This window comes from Vibrio gigantis (assembly GCF_024347515.1).
In the GTDB taxonomy this organism is placed as follows: domain Bacteria; phylum Pseudomonadota; class Gammaproteobacteria; order Enterobacterales; family Vibrionaceae; genus Vibrio; species Vibrio gigantis.
In genome coordinates, this window is the sequence record NZ_AP025492.1 from 2,251,215 (window position 1) to 2,267,012 (window position 15,798).

Annotated in this window: 15 protein-coding genes; 7 read left to right on the plus strand and 8 right to left on the minus strand. The window is 44.2% G+C overall.

The genetic code is table 11. The features are described 5' to 3' along the window. The first annotated feature begins 88 nt into the window (after window positions 1-88). Both trpB and trpA read left to right on the plus strand, forming a co-directional pair. Complete coding sequence (gene trpB, locus OCV56_RS09870; RefSeq protein ID WP_086713635.1) at window positions 89-1,279, plus strand: tryptophan synthase subunit beta; 1,191 nt, start codon at window positions 89-91, stop codon at window positions 1,277-1,279. Continuing rightward, window positions 1,279-2,085 carry a tryptophan synthase subunit alpha gene (gene trpA / locus OCV56_RS09875; protein ID WP_086713636.1) on the plus strand — a complete coding sequence of 269 codons (807 nt, stop codon included), beginning with the start codon at window positions 1,279-1,281 and terminating at the stop codon, window positions 2,083-2,085. Before trpB ends, trpA begins: the two co-directional genes overlap by 1 nt. Window positions 2,086-2,173: 88 nt before the next feature. Here the strand turns inward: trpA and OCV56_RS09880 are convergent, their stop codons facing one another. Together OCV56_RS09880 and OCV56_RS09885 are read right to left on the minus strand one after the other, a co-directional pair. Then, the gene (locus tag OCV56_RS09880; protein ID WP_086713637.1) at window positions 2,174-2,971 is read right to left on the minus strand and encodes a slipin family protein; all 798 of its coding nucleotides are present in this window, start codon (window positions 2,969-2,971) and stop codon (window positions 2,174-2,176) included. An 82-nt stretch (window positions 2,972-3,053) separates the two neighbouring features. After that, window positions 3,054-4,460, minus strand: coding sequence for an NfeD family protein (locus OCV56_RS09885; RefSeq protein ID WP_086713638.1), 1,407 nt, complete (start codon window positions 4,458-4,460; stop codon window positions 3,054-3,056). A 410-nt stretch (window positions 4,461-4,870) separates the two neighbouring features. On the opposite strand from OCV56_RS09885, the gene OCV56_RS09890 reads away from it, so the two are divergent. Further along, window positions 4,871-6,190, plus strand: coding sequence for a dicarboxylate/amino acid:cation symporter (locus tag OCV56_RS09890; RefSeq protein ID WP_370779784.1), 1,320 nt, complete (start codon window positions 4,871-4,873; stop codon window positions 6,188-6,190). Between the two features lie 108 nt (window positions 6,191-6,298). Here OCV56_RS09890 and OCV56_RS09895 read toward each other — a convergent pair whose 3' ends face one another. The 6 genes from OCV56_RS09895 to hisC form a co-directional block, all read right to left on the minus strand. Next, complete coding sequence (locus OCV56_RS09895) at window positions 6,299-6,880, minus strand: TetR/AcrR family transcriptional regulator (RefSeq protein WP_086713640.1); 582 nt, start codon at window positions 6,878-6,880, stop codon at window positions 6,299-6,301. A 286-nt stretch (window positions 6,881-7,166) separates the two neighbouring features. Further along, window positions 7,167-7,562: a phosphate ABC transporter substrate-binding protein gene (locus OCV56_RS09900; protein ID WP_086713641.1), complete on the minus strand. Its 396-nt coding sequence runs from the start codon at window positions 7,560-7,562 to the stop codon at window positions 7,167-7,169. Between the two features lie 11 nt (window positions 7,563-7,573). Next, the gene (locus OCV56_RS09905; RefSeq protein ID WP_086713642.1) at window positions 7,574-8,824 is read right to left on the minus strand and encodes a hypothetical protein; all 1,251 of its coding nucleotides are present in this window, start codon (window positions 8,822-8,824) and stop codon (window positions 7,574-7,576) included. A gap of 12 nt (window positions 8,825-8,836) precedes the next feature. Continuing rightward, on the minus strand, window positions 8,837-10,456 hold the full coding sequence (locus OCV56_RS09910) for a methyl-accepting chemotaxis protein (protein WP_086713643.1): 1,620 nt from the start codon (window positions 10,454-10,456) through the stop codon (window positions 8,837-8,839). A 294-nt stretch (window positions 10,457-10,750) separates the two neighbouring features. Continuing rightward, complete coding sequence (locus tag OCV56_RS09915) at window positions 10,751-11,524, minus strand: ABC transporter substrate-binding protein (protein WP_086713732.1); 774 nt, start codon at window positions 11,522-11,524, stop codon at window positions 10,751-10,753. A gap of 10 nt (window positions 11,525-11,534) precedes the next feature. Next, window positions 11,535-12,668, minus strand: a complete 1,134-nt coding sequence (gene hisC, locus OCV56_RS09920; RefSeq protein WP_086713644.1) for a histidinol-phosphate transaminase — start codon at window positions 12,666-12,668, stop codon at window positions 11,535-11,537. Window positions 12,669-12,849: 181 nt separating this feature from the next. Between hisC and OCV56_RS09925 the strand changes: the two genes are divergently transcribed. The 4 genes from OCV56_RS09925 (at window position 12,850) to yciA (ending at window position 15,621) form a co-directional block, all read left to right on the plus strand. Then, the gene (locus OCV56_RS09925; protein ID WP_150330740.1) at window positions 12,850-13,737 is read left to right on the plus strand and encodes a LysR substrate-binding domain-containing protein; all 888 of its coding nucleotides are present in this window, start codon (window positions 12,850-12,852) and stop codon (window positions 13,735-13,737) included. Between the two features lie 279 nt (window positions 13,738-14,016). Further along, window positions 14,017-14,265, plus strand: a complete 249-nt coding sequence (locus tag OCV56_RS09930) for a hypothetical protein (protein ID WP_086713646.1) — start codon at window positions 14,017-14,019, stop codon at window positions 14,263-14,265. A 109-nt stretch (window positions 14,266-14,374) separates the two neighbouring features. Further along, window positions 14,375-14,956 carry a septation protein A gene (locus tag OCV56_RS09935; protein ID WP_086713647.1) on the plus strand — a complete coding sequence of 194 codons (582 nt, stop codon included), beginning with the start codon at window positions 14,375-14,377 and terminating at the stop codon, window positions 14,954-14,956. A 266-nt stretch (window positions 14,957-15,222) separates the two neighbouring features. After that, a complete protein-coding gene (gene yciA / locus OCV56_RS09940; RefSeq protein WP_017098521.1) occupies window positions 15,223-15,621 on the plus strand; it encodes an acyl-CoA thioester hydrolase YciA in 399 nt (132 codons plus the stop codon). The last annotated feature ends 177 nt before the right edge of the window (window positions 15,622-15,798 follow it).

A 15,798-nucleotide genomic window follows, 5' to 3' on the forward strand; every position in this document is an offset into this window, starting at 1 on the left:
ATATTTGTGAGCTTTGCCTTAGCGAGGCTCAAACAAGACTAAACGACTTGGTGTGAAGACACGCCAATAGAATTGAAGGAATAAGATAATGGCTAAACTCGATGCCTACTTCGGTGAATACGGTGGTCAATACGTACCGCAGATCCTAGTGCCAGCACTAGACCAACTTGAACAAGCATTTATCGATGCACAAGCCGATCCTGAGTTCCGCAGTGAATTCATGACGCTTCTTCAAGAGTACGCGGGTCGTCCAACGGCACTAACGCTAACTCGCAACCTAACTAAAGGAACAAAAACTAAACTGTACCTTAAGCGTGAAGACCTACTTCACGGTGGCGCGCACAAGACGAACCAAGTACTGGGTCAGGCGCTACTTGCTAAACGTATGGGTAAGCAAGAAATCATCGCTGAAACAGGCGCTGGTCAACACGGTGTTGCGACGGCTCTAGCGTGTGCTCTATTGGGCCTTAAGTGTCGCGTTTACATGGGTGCGAAAGACGTTGAACGTCAAAGCCCGAACGTGTTCCGTATGAAGCTAATGGGCGCAGAGGTTATCCCTGTTCATTCTGGTTCTTCTACGCTAAAAGACGCGTGTAACGAAGCGCTTCGTGACTGGTCTGCAACTTATGAAGATGCGCACTACCTACTAGGTACGGCTGCGGGTCCTCACCCATTCCCAACGATTGTTCGTGACTTCCAACGCATGATCGGTGAAGAAACCAAGAACCAAATTCTAGCTCGCGAAGGTCGCCTTCCTGATGCCGTTATCGCTTGTGTTGGCGGCGGTTCAAACGCTATCGGCATGTTCGCTGATTTCATCGAAGAAGAAACGGTTCGCCTAATCGGTGTTGAGCCAGCGGGTAAAGGTATTGATACCGACCAACACGGCGCGCCGCTTAAGCACGGTAAAACGGGTATATTCTTTGGTATGAAAGCACCACTGATGCAAGATGAGAACGGCCAAGTAGAAGAGTCTTACTCTGTATCTGCGGGTCTAGATTTCCCATCAGTGGGTCCTCAACACGCTCACCTGAACGCAATTGGCCGTGCTGAATACGAAAACGTAACCGATGACGAAGCGCTAGAAGCGTTCCAATCTATCGCACGTAACGAAGGTATCCTCGCAGCGCTAGAGTCATCTCATGCTTTAGCTCATGCAATCAAAATGGCTCACGACGAACCAGAAAAAGAACAACTATTAGTTGTTAACTTGTCTGGCCGTGGTGACAAAGACATTTTCTCTGTACACGACATCCTTAAAGAGAAAGGAGTATTATAATGGATCGCTATCAATCACTATTCACTCGCTTAGCTGAAAAGAATCAAGGTGCATTTGTACCATTCGTAACGGTTGGCGATCCTAACCCTGAACAATCGCTTAAGATCATGGAAACTTTGGTTGAAGCGGGTGCAGATGCGCTTGAGCTTGGCATCCCATTCTCTGATCCACTGGCTGATGGCCCAACGATCCAAGGTGCGAACATTCGTGCGTTAGACTCAAAGGTAACACCTGATGTGTGTTTTGATCTTATTGGTCAAATCCGCGCCAAATATCCAGAGCTACCAATCGGCCTACTGATGTACGCGAACTTGGTGTACGCACGTGGTATCGAGAACTTCTACGAGCGTTGTGCGAATGCGGGGATCGACTCAGTATTGATTGCTGACGTACCGACTAACGAAAGTGCTGAGTTTGTTGCAGCTGCTGAGAAGTTTGGCGTTCACCCAATCTTTATTGCGCCACCAACAGCAAGTGATGAGACGCTTAAGTCAGTGTCTGAACTAGGTGGTGGCTATACTTACCTACTTTCTCGTGCTGGCGTAACGGGTGCAGAAACAAAAGCAAACATGCCTGTAACGGCACTGCTTGACCGTCTGAACAAGTTTGATGCGCCACCAGCACTGCTTGGTTTCGGTATTTCTGCTCCTGAGCAAGTAAAAGAAGCGATTGAAGCTGGCGCTGCCGGTGCTATCTCTGGCTCAGCGGTTGTGAAAATCATTGAAAACAACGTTGAACAACCAGAAGCAATGCTTAAAGCACTGGCTGAGTTTGTTACGCCAATGAAAGCGGCTACGCAGAAGTAATCTACGGTCAATAAATAGAACCAACAATTCAAATATCAAAAGGCTCCACAGATGTGGCGCCTTTTTTATTGCTTGCCATCCACGCTAGCTAATCATCCACTTTCATCGCTTTCTTAATCGCGGACTCATTAAGTGTTGCTTTGATCGGGTCGGTTATCTTCTCCACTAGATCGATTGGCATTGGGAAGATGATGGTGGAGGTTCTTTCGTTAGCCACCTCAGTTAGCGTCTGCATATATCGCAACTGAATAGCATTAGGTGCTTTGTTCAGCACTTCAGCTGCCTCACTTAACTTAGTCGATGCTTCTAGCTCACCGGTCGCGTGTATCACCTTGGCTCGACGAGAACGTTCCGCCTCGGCTTGTTTAGCAAGGGCTCGCACCATGCTGTCATCAAGATCAACATGCTTGATCTCAACATTGGCAATCTTGATGCCCCAGTTATCGGTGTGTTGATCCAGTATCGCTTGTAAGTCTCGATTGAGTTCTTCTCGCTCTGACAACAACTCATCCAACTCATGCTGACCGAGTACTGAACGCAGCGTTGTTTGCGAAAGTTGGCTGGTGGCCTCAAGATAATTCTCAACATTATTGATAGCCATCTTCGGATCGAGCACTCGAAAATAAACCACAGCATTGACCTTCACCGACACGTTATCTCTAGTGATCAAATCTTGTGTTGGTACATCTAGCACGATGGTTCGTAGGTCGACTCGCACGATTTGTTGGATGAAAGGAATGATAATGATTAACCCCGGCCCTTTCACACCGTAAAAGCGCCCAAGGAAGAACACCACTGCACGTTCATATTCGCGCAGTACTCTGAACATACTGGCTATCAATAAGATAACGAGCACGATGACAATACCTATAGTGTGTATAAACATAACCGCCCCCTAATGGTAACGATGGCTAAGCAATTAATAATTCAATCAAGTTTGTCCTAGCATTCCGCGCTAACAGTCCGCACTAACCAGATTTCGATGGTGTCTCATCGGGCAGCGCTTCCACATCCAAACAAAGCCCAGTTAACTTGGTTACTCTGATACTCTGCCCCGCTTTCAGTTCATTGGCGCATTTAGCTTGCCAGATCTCACCTTCAACCAGCACGCGCCCTGAACCGGGGAAACCGCTTACAACTTTACCTATCTCGCCAACCACCGCTTCCATCCCGGTGGTCACCGGCTTATTTCTGACTCGGACTAGCATTGAAATTGTTACGACAATAAACGCTACAGAGAACAAACTGATTCCGATAATTAATGGTAATGCGATTTGGTAACCCGGAACTTCGGTGTCCATCAGCATGATTGAGCCCAATGTAAATGCAGCAACGCCGCCCAAACCGAAAATACCAAAGCTCGGGCTAAACGCCTCTGCGACCATCAAGGCAATCCCCAATAGGATTAAAGCAAGGCCTGCGTAACTCACAGGCAGCATTTGCAAAGAGTACATCGCCAATAACAGACAGATGCCACCCAACACGCCCGGTAAGCCGACTCCAGGGTTATAGAACTCAAGCAGTAAGCCGTAGATACCAATGAGCATGAGAATGTAAGCGACATTTGGATTGGTGATCACTGAAAGCAAACTGAAACGCCAGTCTTGTTCTCGTTCGACAAACGCCACATCACTAAATTGAATTTTCTGACTGACGCCGTTGATTGTAATGGTGCGCCCGTTGCTCATTTCCACCAATTGTTGAAGGTCACTGGCAATAAAATCAATTACGTTAAGTTCAAGCGCACTCTCTGAATCTAAACTCGCCGCTTCTCTTACCGCCTTTTCTGCCCACTCTTCGTTACGGTTGTGCAATTTGGCCAAGCTAACAATGTAAGCGGACGCATCGTTGACCACCTTCTTCTCCATCGCAGTGGTGGCTTTTACTTGCTCGGACTTCTCTTCTTTAGGTGAACTTTGCTCACTGGCTGTGGCGTTGTCGTCTTTATTGGCGTCTTCTTGTGGGGATAATGGATTAGAAGGGCCTTTACCTCCGCCAAGTGACACAGGAGTTGCAGCGCCCAAATTGGTTCCGGGAGCCATAGAAGCGATGTGGCTAGCAAGCAAAATGTAAGTCCCTGCACTTGCTGCCCGTGAACCTGCGGGACCAACCCAAGTCGCTATCGGAATCGGTGAGGTGGTGATGGATCGAATAATGTCGCGCATCGACGTATCTAACCCGCCAGGCGTGTTCATTTTTAATATGATGAGCTTGGCTTGCTCGTCGTGAGCTTGTTCTATTTCTCTCGTGAGGTAATCACTGGTCGCTGGACCTATACCTCCATTCACCTCTATCACCCAGACATCATCGGCCTGAACATTCGCAGAGGTGAACAACAGAAGAAACGCGAACAAGTACTTTATTATAAAAGTCATAGCCCCTCTCCTTACAACTGAGATGCTAGATAGACGTTTTATTTAAAGCGTAGAGGTAACATCTTGGTAATAAATAGATACCTTAAGCATAGTTCAGGCTAAATTTCACACAACACACTACTCAAAATCCAACCTCGATCGTAACGAGCAAAAAAGCGCAAAAATGAAACGCAAATGTTAACAAAACCCACCAAACACCGAAGTGCAGAAATCATTCACAAAACACCAGATAGATTTACATTTATAAACTCGACAAATAACCAACTAAGAAAAAACAAAAGCAAACGTTTGCATTGGTACAAAAAAACGACAAATAACATTAGGCCTCCTATTTTTAGACGTCTTTCACCTCTGCTCATATTGATAAATGTAAAGGATACGTGTAAAACTCCTCGCGAAATATTTATCCAATGGTACATCGTACATTGGTAGGTAGTTCTGGGATTTTTATATTTAGTAGCACAGAGGTTATGGAAGTGTTAAAAGAAAAGAGTTTACTAAGCAACATCGGCGTTCAAGTCGTTATTGCAATGATCATCGGTACCGTAGTCGGCGCGATGATGGGTGACAGCGCAACTATGTTCGCTCCACTGGGTGCTATCTTCATCAACTTGATCAAGATGCTGGTTATCCCTCTAGTCGCGGTTGCCCTTATTTCAGGTGCTGCTGGTCTAGGTAATAGCTCATCGGCTGGTAAAGTCGGTGTAACAACACTGGGTTACTTCGCACTAACGTCTGCACTTGCTGTAGCACTAGCGCTTGTAATGGGTGAAGTATTCGAACCGGGTCGTGGTATCGATGTTTCTGGCGTAGAAGGCATGTTCTCTTCTGAATACGCTGCGAAAGGCGAACTTCCAACGTTCTGGGCAACCATCACTGGCATGATCCCTACCAACGTTTTCCAATCATTGAATGAAGCAAACATTCTGCAAATCCTAGTTTTCTGCTTATTCTTTGGTATCGCGCTTTCTAAGCAAGCCAAAGAGAAACGTGACCCTATCATCAATGGCGTAAACGCGATTGTTGACGCTATGGTTTGGATGATCAACAAGGTTATGATCATTGCACCACTTGGCGTATTCGGCCTAATGGCAGAAGCAGTAGGTACGTTCGGTTTCGGCGCACTAATGGTTGTGTTCAAACTGTTCATCGTTTACATCGCTGCGATCCTGATCTTCGGCTTTGTTGCTTACCCGCTGATGATTCAAATCTTCACTAAGACTTCAGCTAAAAAGTTCCTAGTAGCAATGAAGAAGCCTCAAGCGGTTGCACTATCAACTGCTTCATCAATGGCAACACTACCAGTAACAATGGAAACTGTAGAGAAAGAGCTTGGTGTTCGTAACTCTACGGCTTCGTTCGTTCTGCCTCTTGGCGCGACGATCAACATGTCTGGTAACGCGATCTACTACGGCCTAGTGGCTATCTTCTTCGCACAGCTATTCAACATCGACCTATCTATGGGGGCTTACGTTGCTATCATCGTAACGTCTACGCTAGGTGCAGTTGGTCAAGCTGGTGTTCCAGGTCCTTCTTTCCTAGTGGTTGCAGTTCTTCTAGCGGCTGGCATCCCTATCGAAGGTCTACCTCTGTTGTTCGCTCTAGACCGTATCTTCGACATGATCCGTACTGCTCTGAACATCACCGGTGATGCAGCATGTGCAGTAATCGTTGATTCTCTAATCGAAGACGAAGCAAAAGAAGCTGAGCTGCAAAAACAGCAAGCTTAAGTTTCGTTTACATCGAAAAACAAAAAGCCACTCCTAGAGTGGCTTTTTTGCATCTGTCGCTTCTGTTTCCAGCTCAGTTGTTCGAGCTCGACGCATCATTGAGGAGCGCTAGCATGCGTAGCTATTCTCCTCTTTAAACAAGCTCGCAATCACTTGCTGATAATGCATCAAATTAAACGTAGAACTACCAGAATTGTACTTCTGCTGCCTGTTAACTAAGTAAGGCTGAGAAACCAGTGAGTTCACCAGCATGTGATAATAGTGGAAATTGGATTCGTTACAGCCATCTACCAAATAAAGGAGGTGTTCAAGAGTTTTGTTATAGATGAAGCCGAACTTTGATTCTTTCAACCTGAGTACGTTTTCGTGATTAAACGAACTGCCACCAAGCGTAAATAATAAAAATATATTAGGTGCGCTCTCCCAGAACTCAATCAGTTCAGAAATCAGCTGTTGCAACTGTATTCCCTCAACTCGTTGATACTTGAAGAACTGATCTTGAAAACGACTAGCATGCTCCTCTATAAGTTGATCAAAAAGTTGCTCTTTGTTATTAAAGTAATAAAGAATTAATGCCGGACTTACGCTAGCTGATTTAGCGATGGAGCGAATTGACACTTTATTATAAGGCTGAGAAGTAAATAGTTTTTCTGCTGCGCTTAATATTTCATCTCTTTTCTCATTTGGCATCAGATTGTATTCCCATCCGCTTGTTTATATTTCCTGCGTATTCTACAACTCGACGTTTCAATCTCAATATGCATAAATACAAATTTAATACACCTTTAGAAAACCAAAGGTAAAAAAAACTAAATTAGATACTATTTTTTCGCATACACTCAAAATTAAACTGAATAATTACTCTAAAAATCAATTACATAAAACTTAATCAAACTATGTAAGGGTTAAGTAAGAGTAATCGCTTGAACGTAAGCCAATGTAAGTGTGGCGCTCAAATTGAGCGCCACACTTAAAATTAAAGCTTTAGAATCACTTTCACTGAGCTATCAACCAAAGATTCATCGATATAAGCGATGGTATTTGAAGAGCTGGCAACCATATCCTTCGCTAAGCTCTCTTGAGCAACAGCCTTAGGAGGCTGACCTTTACCAGTAAATACTCGCTTGGCCCAATAGGCTTGGAGTTGTGCTTCTGTTTTTTGGGTTATCGCCTGGTGGAAGGTCTCTTTCGCAGGATTTCCATCTTCTAGATCAACCGCTTCAATTTGCAGAGACTTCGCCTTACCTAAGTACAGCTTCTTAACCGTTGAAGCATCGAGTTCACCCATTGAAGGGTTACCAATGACAACCAGCCCAGCGAATGCATTCATGCTGCTAAGAAGAGCAGCGACTACAAGTGTTTTTTTCAACATGATTCTGCTCCTTAAAATACCGCGTCGACTTTTACTGTGTACAAGATGTTATCTTCATTCTTGTAGCCTGATGCTACGCCGCCATTGGTTGAACCGAAATCGGTAAGGTAGCTAATATCACCTTTCAATGCGATGTTAGGCATAAAGTCCCAACGAGTGCCGATGCTGTAGGTGGTGCGCTTCACATTCAAATTATCTGCGATCGCTTTTGCTGAACCATAAGCGTATTTTGCTGAAACACTGCTAGGGTTTTGCACAACAGCCGCAAGCTGGCGGTTTACTTGATCATTACGCTCAGAATCGTCTGTAGTTTCCATATGTGCAATGGTCATGTAAGGCGTTAGCTCATTCACGCGATAAGCAGCGGTGAGGTAAGCTGCGTCAACATCGTAGTAGAAGCCTTCAACTGTGGTACGGGTCACTTCTGAAACCAGCATCAAGTTGCCATTCTCGTATCGACCACCAACACCGTAAAACTTCGCTTTTTCATCTTTGAAGGTCGTATTAAGCAGAGGCTTGTGGTCCACATTCCAGTTGGTATCTGAACTCACGACAGCTTGAGCATAAACTGCGCGTAAGGTCCAAGTATCATCGGTCCAGTTGATCACACCACCAGCGATATCGTCAAATTGCGTATCGACATTGTAGCTGTGCTTAGACGAAGAAAGCTTTTGTGAGCCAACAAAACCTTGGAACGATAACGTGCTGTCTTCTAGTTCCATATCGTAGATAACATCACCACCAGTTAGAGATGTTAGCACCACTGAACCATATACTTCGTTAGGTACTCGTACGCTTGTTTGCGCATAACCTACTTCTAAATAATCAGAGTACATGAACAAAGGTAGACGCAGTTTACCACCGCGAAGCGTCAGGTTCGGGGTGACTTTGTGGCTTAAAAATGCCCACTCAATATCAGGAGACCAGTTTTCTTTCTCTGTACCTCGCGCCACCATTTGAACAACAGCCGATGTAGATTCATTTACCTCGAATTCACCCTGTAAGCCGAATAGAGAACCCTCATCAAAACGCACTTTGTTTTCTGACTTCATAAAGCCGTGGTTATGATTACCCACTTGCATGTTCAAAGACGCAAATCCGTTGAAGCTAAATTTATCAGCAATTGAGTTTTGCTCTTTCGCTTCAAGAATAGTGATTTTCTTCTCTAGCTCAGCCAATTTTTGCTCATCCGCAGCGTGTGTTGCGAATGAAGTCGCAAGCGCTACCGCTATAGGCAATAAGCGAAAAGAGGGGTTAGTCATTGTTATTCTCCGTTATACTTTGAATTGTGATGTTGACTTACTCAGCTCAGTAACGATGCCACTCAATTGGTGACTAAGCGCTTCTAGCTGATCGGTAGACTCAGACACTTGGTGAGAGCACTTTCTAAAGTCATCCATATGGGTATGAATCTGTTTCGAGGCACGAGCTTGGTGTTCAGTGGTGCTCGCTATCTGTCGGTTGAGATCAGTAATCTCTTCAACCTGACCACTGATTTCTAGTAAGCAATCGCCAGCATTTTGCGCATCTCCCACCGCTTGAGACGAGCTCGCTAACCCTTGGTCCATCGCACCGACTGCCGCATTTGAACCCGACTTAAGCTCACCGAGTAGAGCGTTTATTTCAGTTGCCGATTGTTGAGTATTGTTCGCAAGCACACGTACTTCGTCAGACACAACAGCAAAGCCGCGTCCGTGTTCGCCTGCTCTCGCCGCTTCAATCGCTGCATTTAAAGCAAGTAAGTTGGTTTGCTCAGCGACGCTTTGAATCGTGCTAAGAATTGAGCCCACATTGCTGGCATTCTGATCGAGCTCTTTTAACTTACCTGCCGTATCGCGAATATTGGTGGCAAGCTCTTCAATCTCTTGGCTTGTTTTCAGAACCACTTGGGTTCCAGTTTGTGCACTGGCATTGGCCTTCTGTGCTTGAGAGTCAGCATGTGACGCAAAGCCAACGACTTGTTCAATCAAACCAATGATATTATTAACCGCATCTGTAACATCTTCGATGTGGTCACGTTGACTGCTATTCAGCGCTAAGGTTTGGTTCGACTCACTACGGATCTTGTCACTGACAACCTCAAGTTCTTGTCCGATGCTCAATGTGCTCGCGATAATGCCCTGAAGCTTCTCTATAAACTGGTTGACGCTTTGTACCAGCGTCGCGATCTCATCTTTGCCTGAGTAATCAATACGCACAGTAAGATCACCGTCGCCCGTCGCAATCGCCTGCATTTTTTCTGTCACTAATAGAATCGAACTGATCACCGATTTGAAGATCGCATAGCCCACCGCAAATACAGCCAACACAAAGAATATACCCAGCCAAATCGACTGCTGAGCCGCCTCGTCTGCGGCGTTTTCAGAGTGAAAAATGGTATCCACAACCTTCCGGCTAACCGATAAGCGTAGTTGTTCACTTAACGTAACTAATGAATCATATTCGGTGCTAAGTCGGTTGGCTCTTGAGGTCAGTTTATCGAACGAGTCATTGAGGTTAATGAAGTCTGTACTTAACGCGTATGCGGAGTCGGTGTACTTTTTTAGCTTGAGTGCCAATTTGTTGAAGGCCTGTGCTTGTGAAGGCAGAACCGTTGCGCCTTTGCCCGCTTCAACTTGCAACTCAGAGGAGATTTGACGTGCGTAATCGAGAGCTTGTTCATCTTCCATGATCACAGCAGCTTCAAACTGTTGCTTCACATTGGGTAAAAGAGAATGAATTTTAGTTGCGTGCTCTAATGCAGGGTAATAACTTAATTCTAATTGCGTTAGTCGCTGGCTATTATCACGGTGAATAAATACATTGATCGTAATTATTGCTGCTAAGCTGAGCGAAATAATGGATAAAAGAACAACGAATTGTACTTTTATATTGATGTAACGTGACAGGAGCATAAGAATCTATTGATTAGAGCAAATTGATAATTATGTTACCGTCAGTTCACTTTTATTAGTGAACATATTCACTAAACAAATGACACGTTATGTTTAAACTATCGTTCCATGTTTAAGTCATATTGAATTAAACAACTCTTGTTCATAAAAGCTTTTTACTGTTTATCTCAAACAAAAACCCCGGGAGCGTTTGAACTCTCGGGGTTTTATTACTGGCTACTATAACTCTTTCAACACATCGATTTTATTCCCATAAAGCCGTTGGATTCGTTTCCATAATTTGACAATGCGAATCTACAAATCACTACCATAAATATCAAACGTGAAGTACTTAGAAGCAATCTTGTCGTAAGTACCGTTCGCTCTGATCTCTTCGATGGCGGTATTGAACTGTTTTGCCAGTTTTGAATCCTGTTTTCTTAGGGCTAAAGCCGTGCCTTCGCCAATGTAGGCTTTGTCGGTTACCGCTTTACCTTTGAATTCAAAGCCCTCTCCTTCTTTCTTATCTAAGAAAGCGAGCGACAGTTGATCGGAATTGCCGAAGGTGAGATCTAAGCGGCCATTCTGCAGATCCAAATACACTTCATCTTGCCCAGTGTAACGCTTAATGTTGGCAACACTGCCAAACTTATCCGTTACGTAGCGATCGTGAATCGTGCCTTGTTGTACACCTATGGTTTTACCTGCTAAACCCGATTCATCAATTGCAAACTCTGTGCTCTTAGCTGCCACAAACACAGCTGGTGTTTGGTAGTACTTATCAGTGAACAAGATTTTGCGCTTACGCTCTTCGGTAATACGCATAGAAGCCATAATCACATCTGACTTTCTTGCCAATAGGCTTGGAATCAACGAATCCCAGCTTTGTGATACCCAAGTACAATCTAGTTTGGCTTGCTCACATAGAGCGTCAGCTATCTCAATATCAAACCCGACAGGCACACCATCACTATTTTTGTAGTTGAATGGCGGATAGGTAAAGTCTGACGCCAAACGGATTTCTTTCGCCTGTACCGTTGTACCAAGTAAAGCGGCCGCACAAGCAAGTCCTAGTATTATCTTTTTCATCATTGCCATCCTAGATATGATCTTTGTCGAGTTGAAATTGAGGTTCTTTATCTTGAAGCTGTTGGTTTTGTTGGTTGTTTTCTAATTCGATTTGGTAACTTGTAAGTGACGCTATCACTTCCGCCATGCTTTCTGGGCTACCAATACTGATTCGAACGCAGTGACGTAACGCAGGCTCATGGTGTTGGTTCCTTGTCACAATGCCATCTTTCGCCAATACACTAAACAATTCATGTTCAGGCTTGTGGCGTAATAAGACAAAGTTGGTAGAAGACGGATAAACCTGTTCAACGAAATCAAACTGATTCAGTTCAGAAGCAAAAAGGTTTCGTAATTCAACCAGCTTCGACGTGGCTTCTTGCATCACGGCAACACGCTCAGTTGATAAGGCCTCTAAGACTATCTGAGACGAGCAATCCGGCATTGGGTATGGCGGAACGAGCTTAGCGACGTACTGCATCACATTTTGACTCGCTAAGATAAAGCCACAACGAACCGCTGCAAGTCCAAATGCTTTAGACAAGGTGCGAATCACAACCAAATGTGGGTAGCGTTCAATCAAGCTGACGGCTGATGTTTGAGGTTCAAACTCAATATACGCCTCATCCACCACAACCAAAGATTGACCTTGAGTCCCTTCAAGCACCTGAATCAAGTCCGATTTAGGAATCACATTGCCGGTTGGGTTGTTCGGTGAACAAAGGAAAATGATATTAGCCAACTCAGCTTTATTCACGATGTCAGCGACGTCTAAGCTGAAATCTCCCTGCAAAGGAGAATCGAGCGTTTCAATCGCTAGTGCATCGGCGCAAAACTCATACATGGCATACGTTGGTGAACAGATAAGGATATTGTCTTGAGCGGGTTTGCAAAATGTTCTGATCAGTAAATCAATCGCTTCATCGGCACCACGCACCGCAATGGTTGCAGCTTCAGTTCCACAATAAGCTTGGTAGGCCTTGGCAATGTCTTGCGGTAAAAAATCGGGGTAACGATTATGGCTGAGTTCCCCTTGAAACAGAGCGCTTTCCAATTCGTTCGCGTTTAACCAGACACGTCCATCACCACCAATTCTTCTTGCTGATTGATAAGGTATTAATTTTTTTACAGCCTGAGGCACTAAGTTATCAATAAAAGATGTCAAGAAGCTATCCCTTTCACATAATCACATTGTCTTCACCACTGCTTTCATATTCAAAAAATGTAATTTATACACATATTGAATCACTAATGATGAGTAAGTATTTACATTCAAACAGAACACTATTGATAAATGAATCGAAATAATCACATAATAGCCATGATAAAAAGTCATAGGTAAAGATATGAAAAATACACTCCCTTCAACCAAAACCTTGCTCGCATTCCTGTCTACGGCAAGGCATCTCAACTTTACACGCGCGGCACATGAGCTCAATGTGACGCAAGGTGCGGTGAGTCGTCAGGTGTTGTCGTTTGAAGAAAGCCTTGGGTGTGATCTCTTCTATCGCCATGCTCGTGGTTTGTCATTAACGCCTAAAGGAGAAGAACTGGTTCCTCTCATTCAAGGGACTATTCAACAACTGCAATCGGCACTTAATCAGGTCGCGAGCTCTCCCTCTAAGATAAAACTCAATGCCCCGAGTTGTATTACCTCTTGGCTATTACCTAAGTTGATGTCGTTTCAACAAGCCTACCCTGAGATTGATGTCGAGCTCACATCAACTATCAAACACGTTTTTGAGCCAAGCTTTGATCCCTTCGATGCGGTGATCACCTATGGCAAGAAACCAAGCCAGCACTCAATTGTTAGTCAACTGCTGTTCAACGAACAACTCGCCCCCATCTGCCAAGCTCAGAGTATTGTTCCAAGCCACCTGATCGACAGCACTTCAACTATCATCAAGCCACACAAGCTTGCTCAGTACACTTGGTTACATGCCAACAATGAGCAAAGTGACTGGCGACTTTGGTTAGAACACATCGGTAGCCATGATCTTTCAAGTAAGAACAACCAGCAATTTGCCACGCTCGATCAAGCGATGAATGCGGCCATTCAGGGCTTTGGGATAGCGATAGGCGATATCACGCTCGCTAAGCAAGATATCGATTTGGGTAGATTGGTAAAAGTGAGTGAAGGCAGCGTATTCTCCGGCAACGGTTACTTCTTGTTGCAACCTAAGAATCGTCAAAATGCCTCATTATCGACTCTGGTTGATTGGCTCGTTGATTAGCGAGCAATGCTCTGCTGTGTATACCCAACAGAGCATTGTCATAATGAGAATCTGGTTAATTCTCAAAATAAAACTATTTCGCTACGGCAACACATTGCTCAAGCGGGAGAAGAGCAAGCGGTGTATTAACTGATTGAAAAGAATTATCAATTCAATTTTTTAAGTGAATGTTCTGCCTAGAAACTTAAAATGGCATCTGAATTGCTTTGTCATAGATAACCCAACCAATATACAGCAGGTTGCATCATTATCACTGCAGCTTGTCACGGAGGATAGGCTATGACCTTACAAAGACATACGTATTACGGCTTAATTCACCACGGAATTAAAACTCTATTGATCGACAGAGTTGGTCACTTTACTGAACGTGAATATCACGAGTATCTAGACCTTACGACAGGAAAATCGACGTGCTTTGCCATGAGTGAGCAAGAACTAGAGAACACTTTAGATAATCTTAAAAGCGAAGGCTACTTAGAAGATATTAAGAAGTTGATTCCTCGCTACCAAACATCGTCAATTCGCTGACGAGGTCTTAAAGAAAATTAGTTTTGCCGCCAATTGCCTCGAGCTATTTAGCATCGAGGCGATTTTAGTTAGACTGTTTGCATCTCAACTAACTGGATAGTCAGTCCACATGAAACAAATTCTTGATTTCATCCCTCTCATCATTTTCTTTGCGCTCTACAAGATGTACGACATCTACACCGCGACAGGTGCTTTGATTGTTGCCTCTGCAGTACAGGTTGTTTTGACGTACTTCATCTATAAAAAAGTAGAGAAAATGCAGGTGGTCACGTTTCTTATGGTTGCCGTATTTGGTGGCATGACCATCTTCTTGCACGACGACAACTTCATTAAATGGAAAGTAACGATCGTTTACGCTCTATTCGCTATTGGCCTGACAGCCAGCCACCTTATGGGAAAATCAGCAATTAAAGGCATGTTGGGTAAAGAGATCACACTGCCTGATGCCGTATGGGGCAAGATTAACTGGGCTTGGACTCTATTTTTTACCCTATGTGCCATTCTCAACGTTTACGTTGCTTTCAGCCTACCATTGGATGTGTGGGTTAACTTCAAGGTGTTTGGCCTGCTAATAGCAACATTACTATTTACGCTGCTTACGGGTGTCTACATCTATAAGAATTTACCAAAAGATCAACAGCTACAAAAAGAGCAGCAAGAGCTAACTGATAAAAATACTGACGAGAAGTAACCCCAAGGGGTGAGTCCTCATTCCGTTTTTGTTACAATTCTTGTCAATATGCTATACCTAGCGGCCAATGATACTCGTGATCATTGGCCGTTGGCTTTTCTGTGTTGCGGAAACTGGTCAAAATAAAGCCTATTATTTAATGACAATCTCACTAAATTAGCGGCCATCTGGTTTCTTGCTGTTCATTGCACTTATTTGCCAATGTGCTTAACCAGTCAACACATCAGTTTTTATCTAAGATAATCAATACCACCAAGAGTACTACAATGACGATTCAATCAACTTTGAACCCTATTGGTTCTTTACTCCTTCGCACATTAGCGATGCCTTCTGACACTAATGCAGCAGGTCAGATCTTCGGTGGTTGGATAATGTCTCAACTCGACCTTGCTGGCGGTATTTTGGCGAAAGAGATCTCTAATGGCAAAATAGTCACCGTTTCGGTATCAAGCATTGAGTTCAAACAGCCCGTATCGGTTGGCGATGTGGTGTGTGTTTATGGCGACTGCACCAAGATTGGCCGCAGTTCGATGAATATCGACCTAGAGGTATGGGTTAAGCCGGTACTTGATCACGGCATCGGCGATCGTTACAAAGTTTGTGGTGCAACATTCAACTACGTGGCGGTTGATGAAAGTGGTAAGCCTCGCCCTATCAAAAAATAGTACTTTTCACTAAGCCATACATGTCTGTGGTCTTTAGTTTCAGCAAATGAAATTACTAAAGACCATACTGCTCACTCGCACCATTTCACAATTTCTTATCATTAGCCCTTCCAATACCAATTAGTTCGCGTAAATTAGCAAGATAGCGAATTTAAACGCCCCCAATTCAGTGAAGTA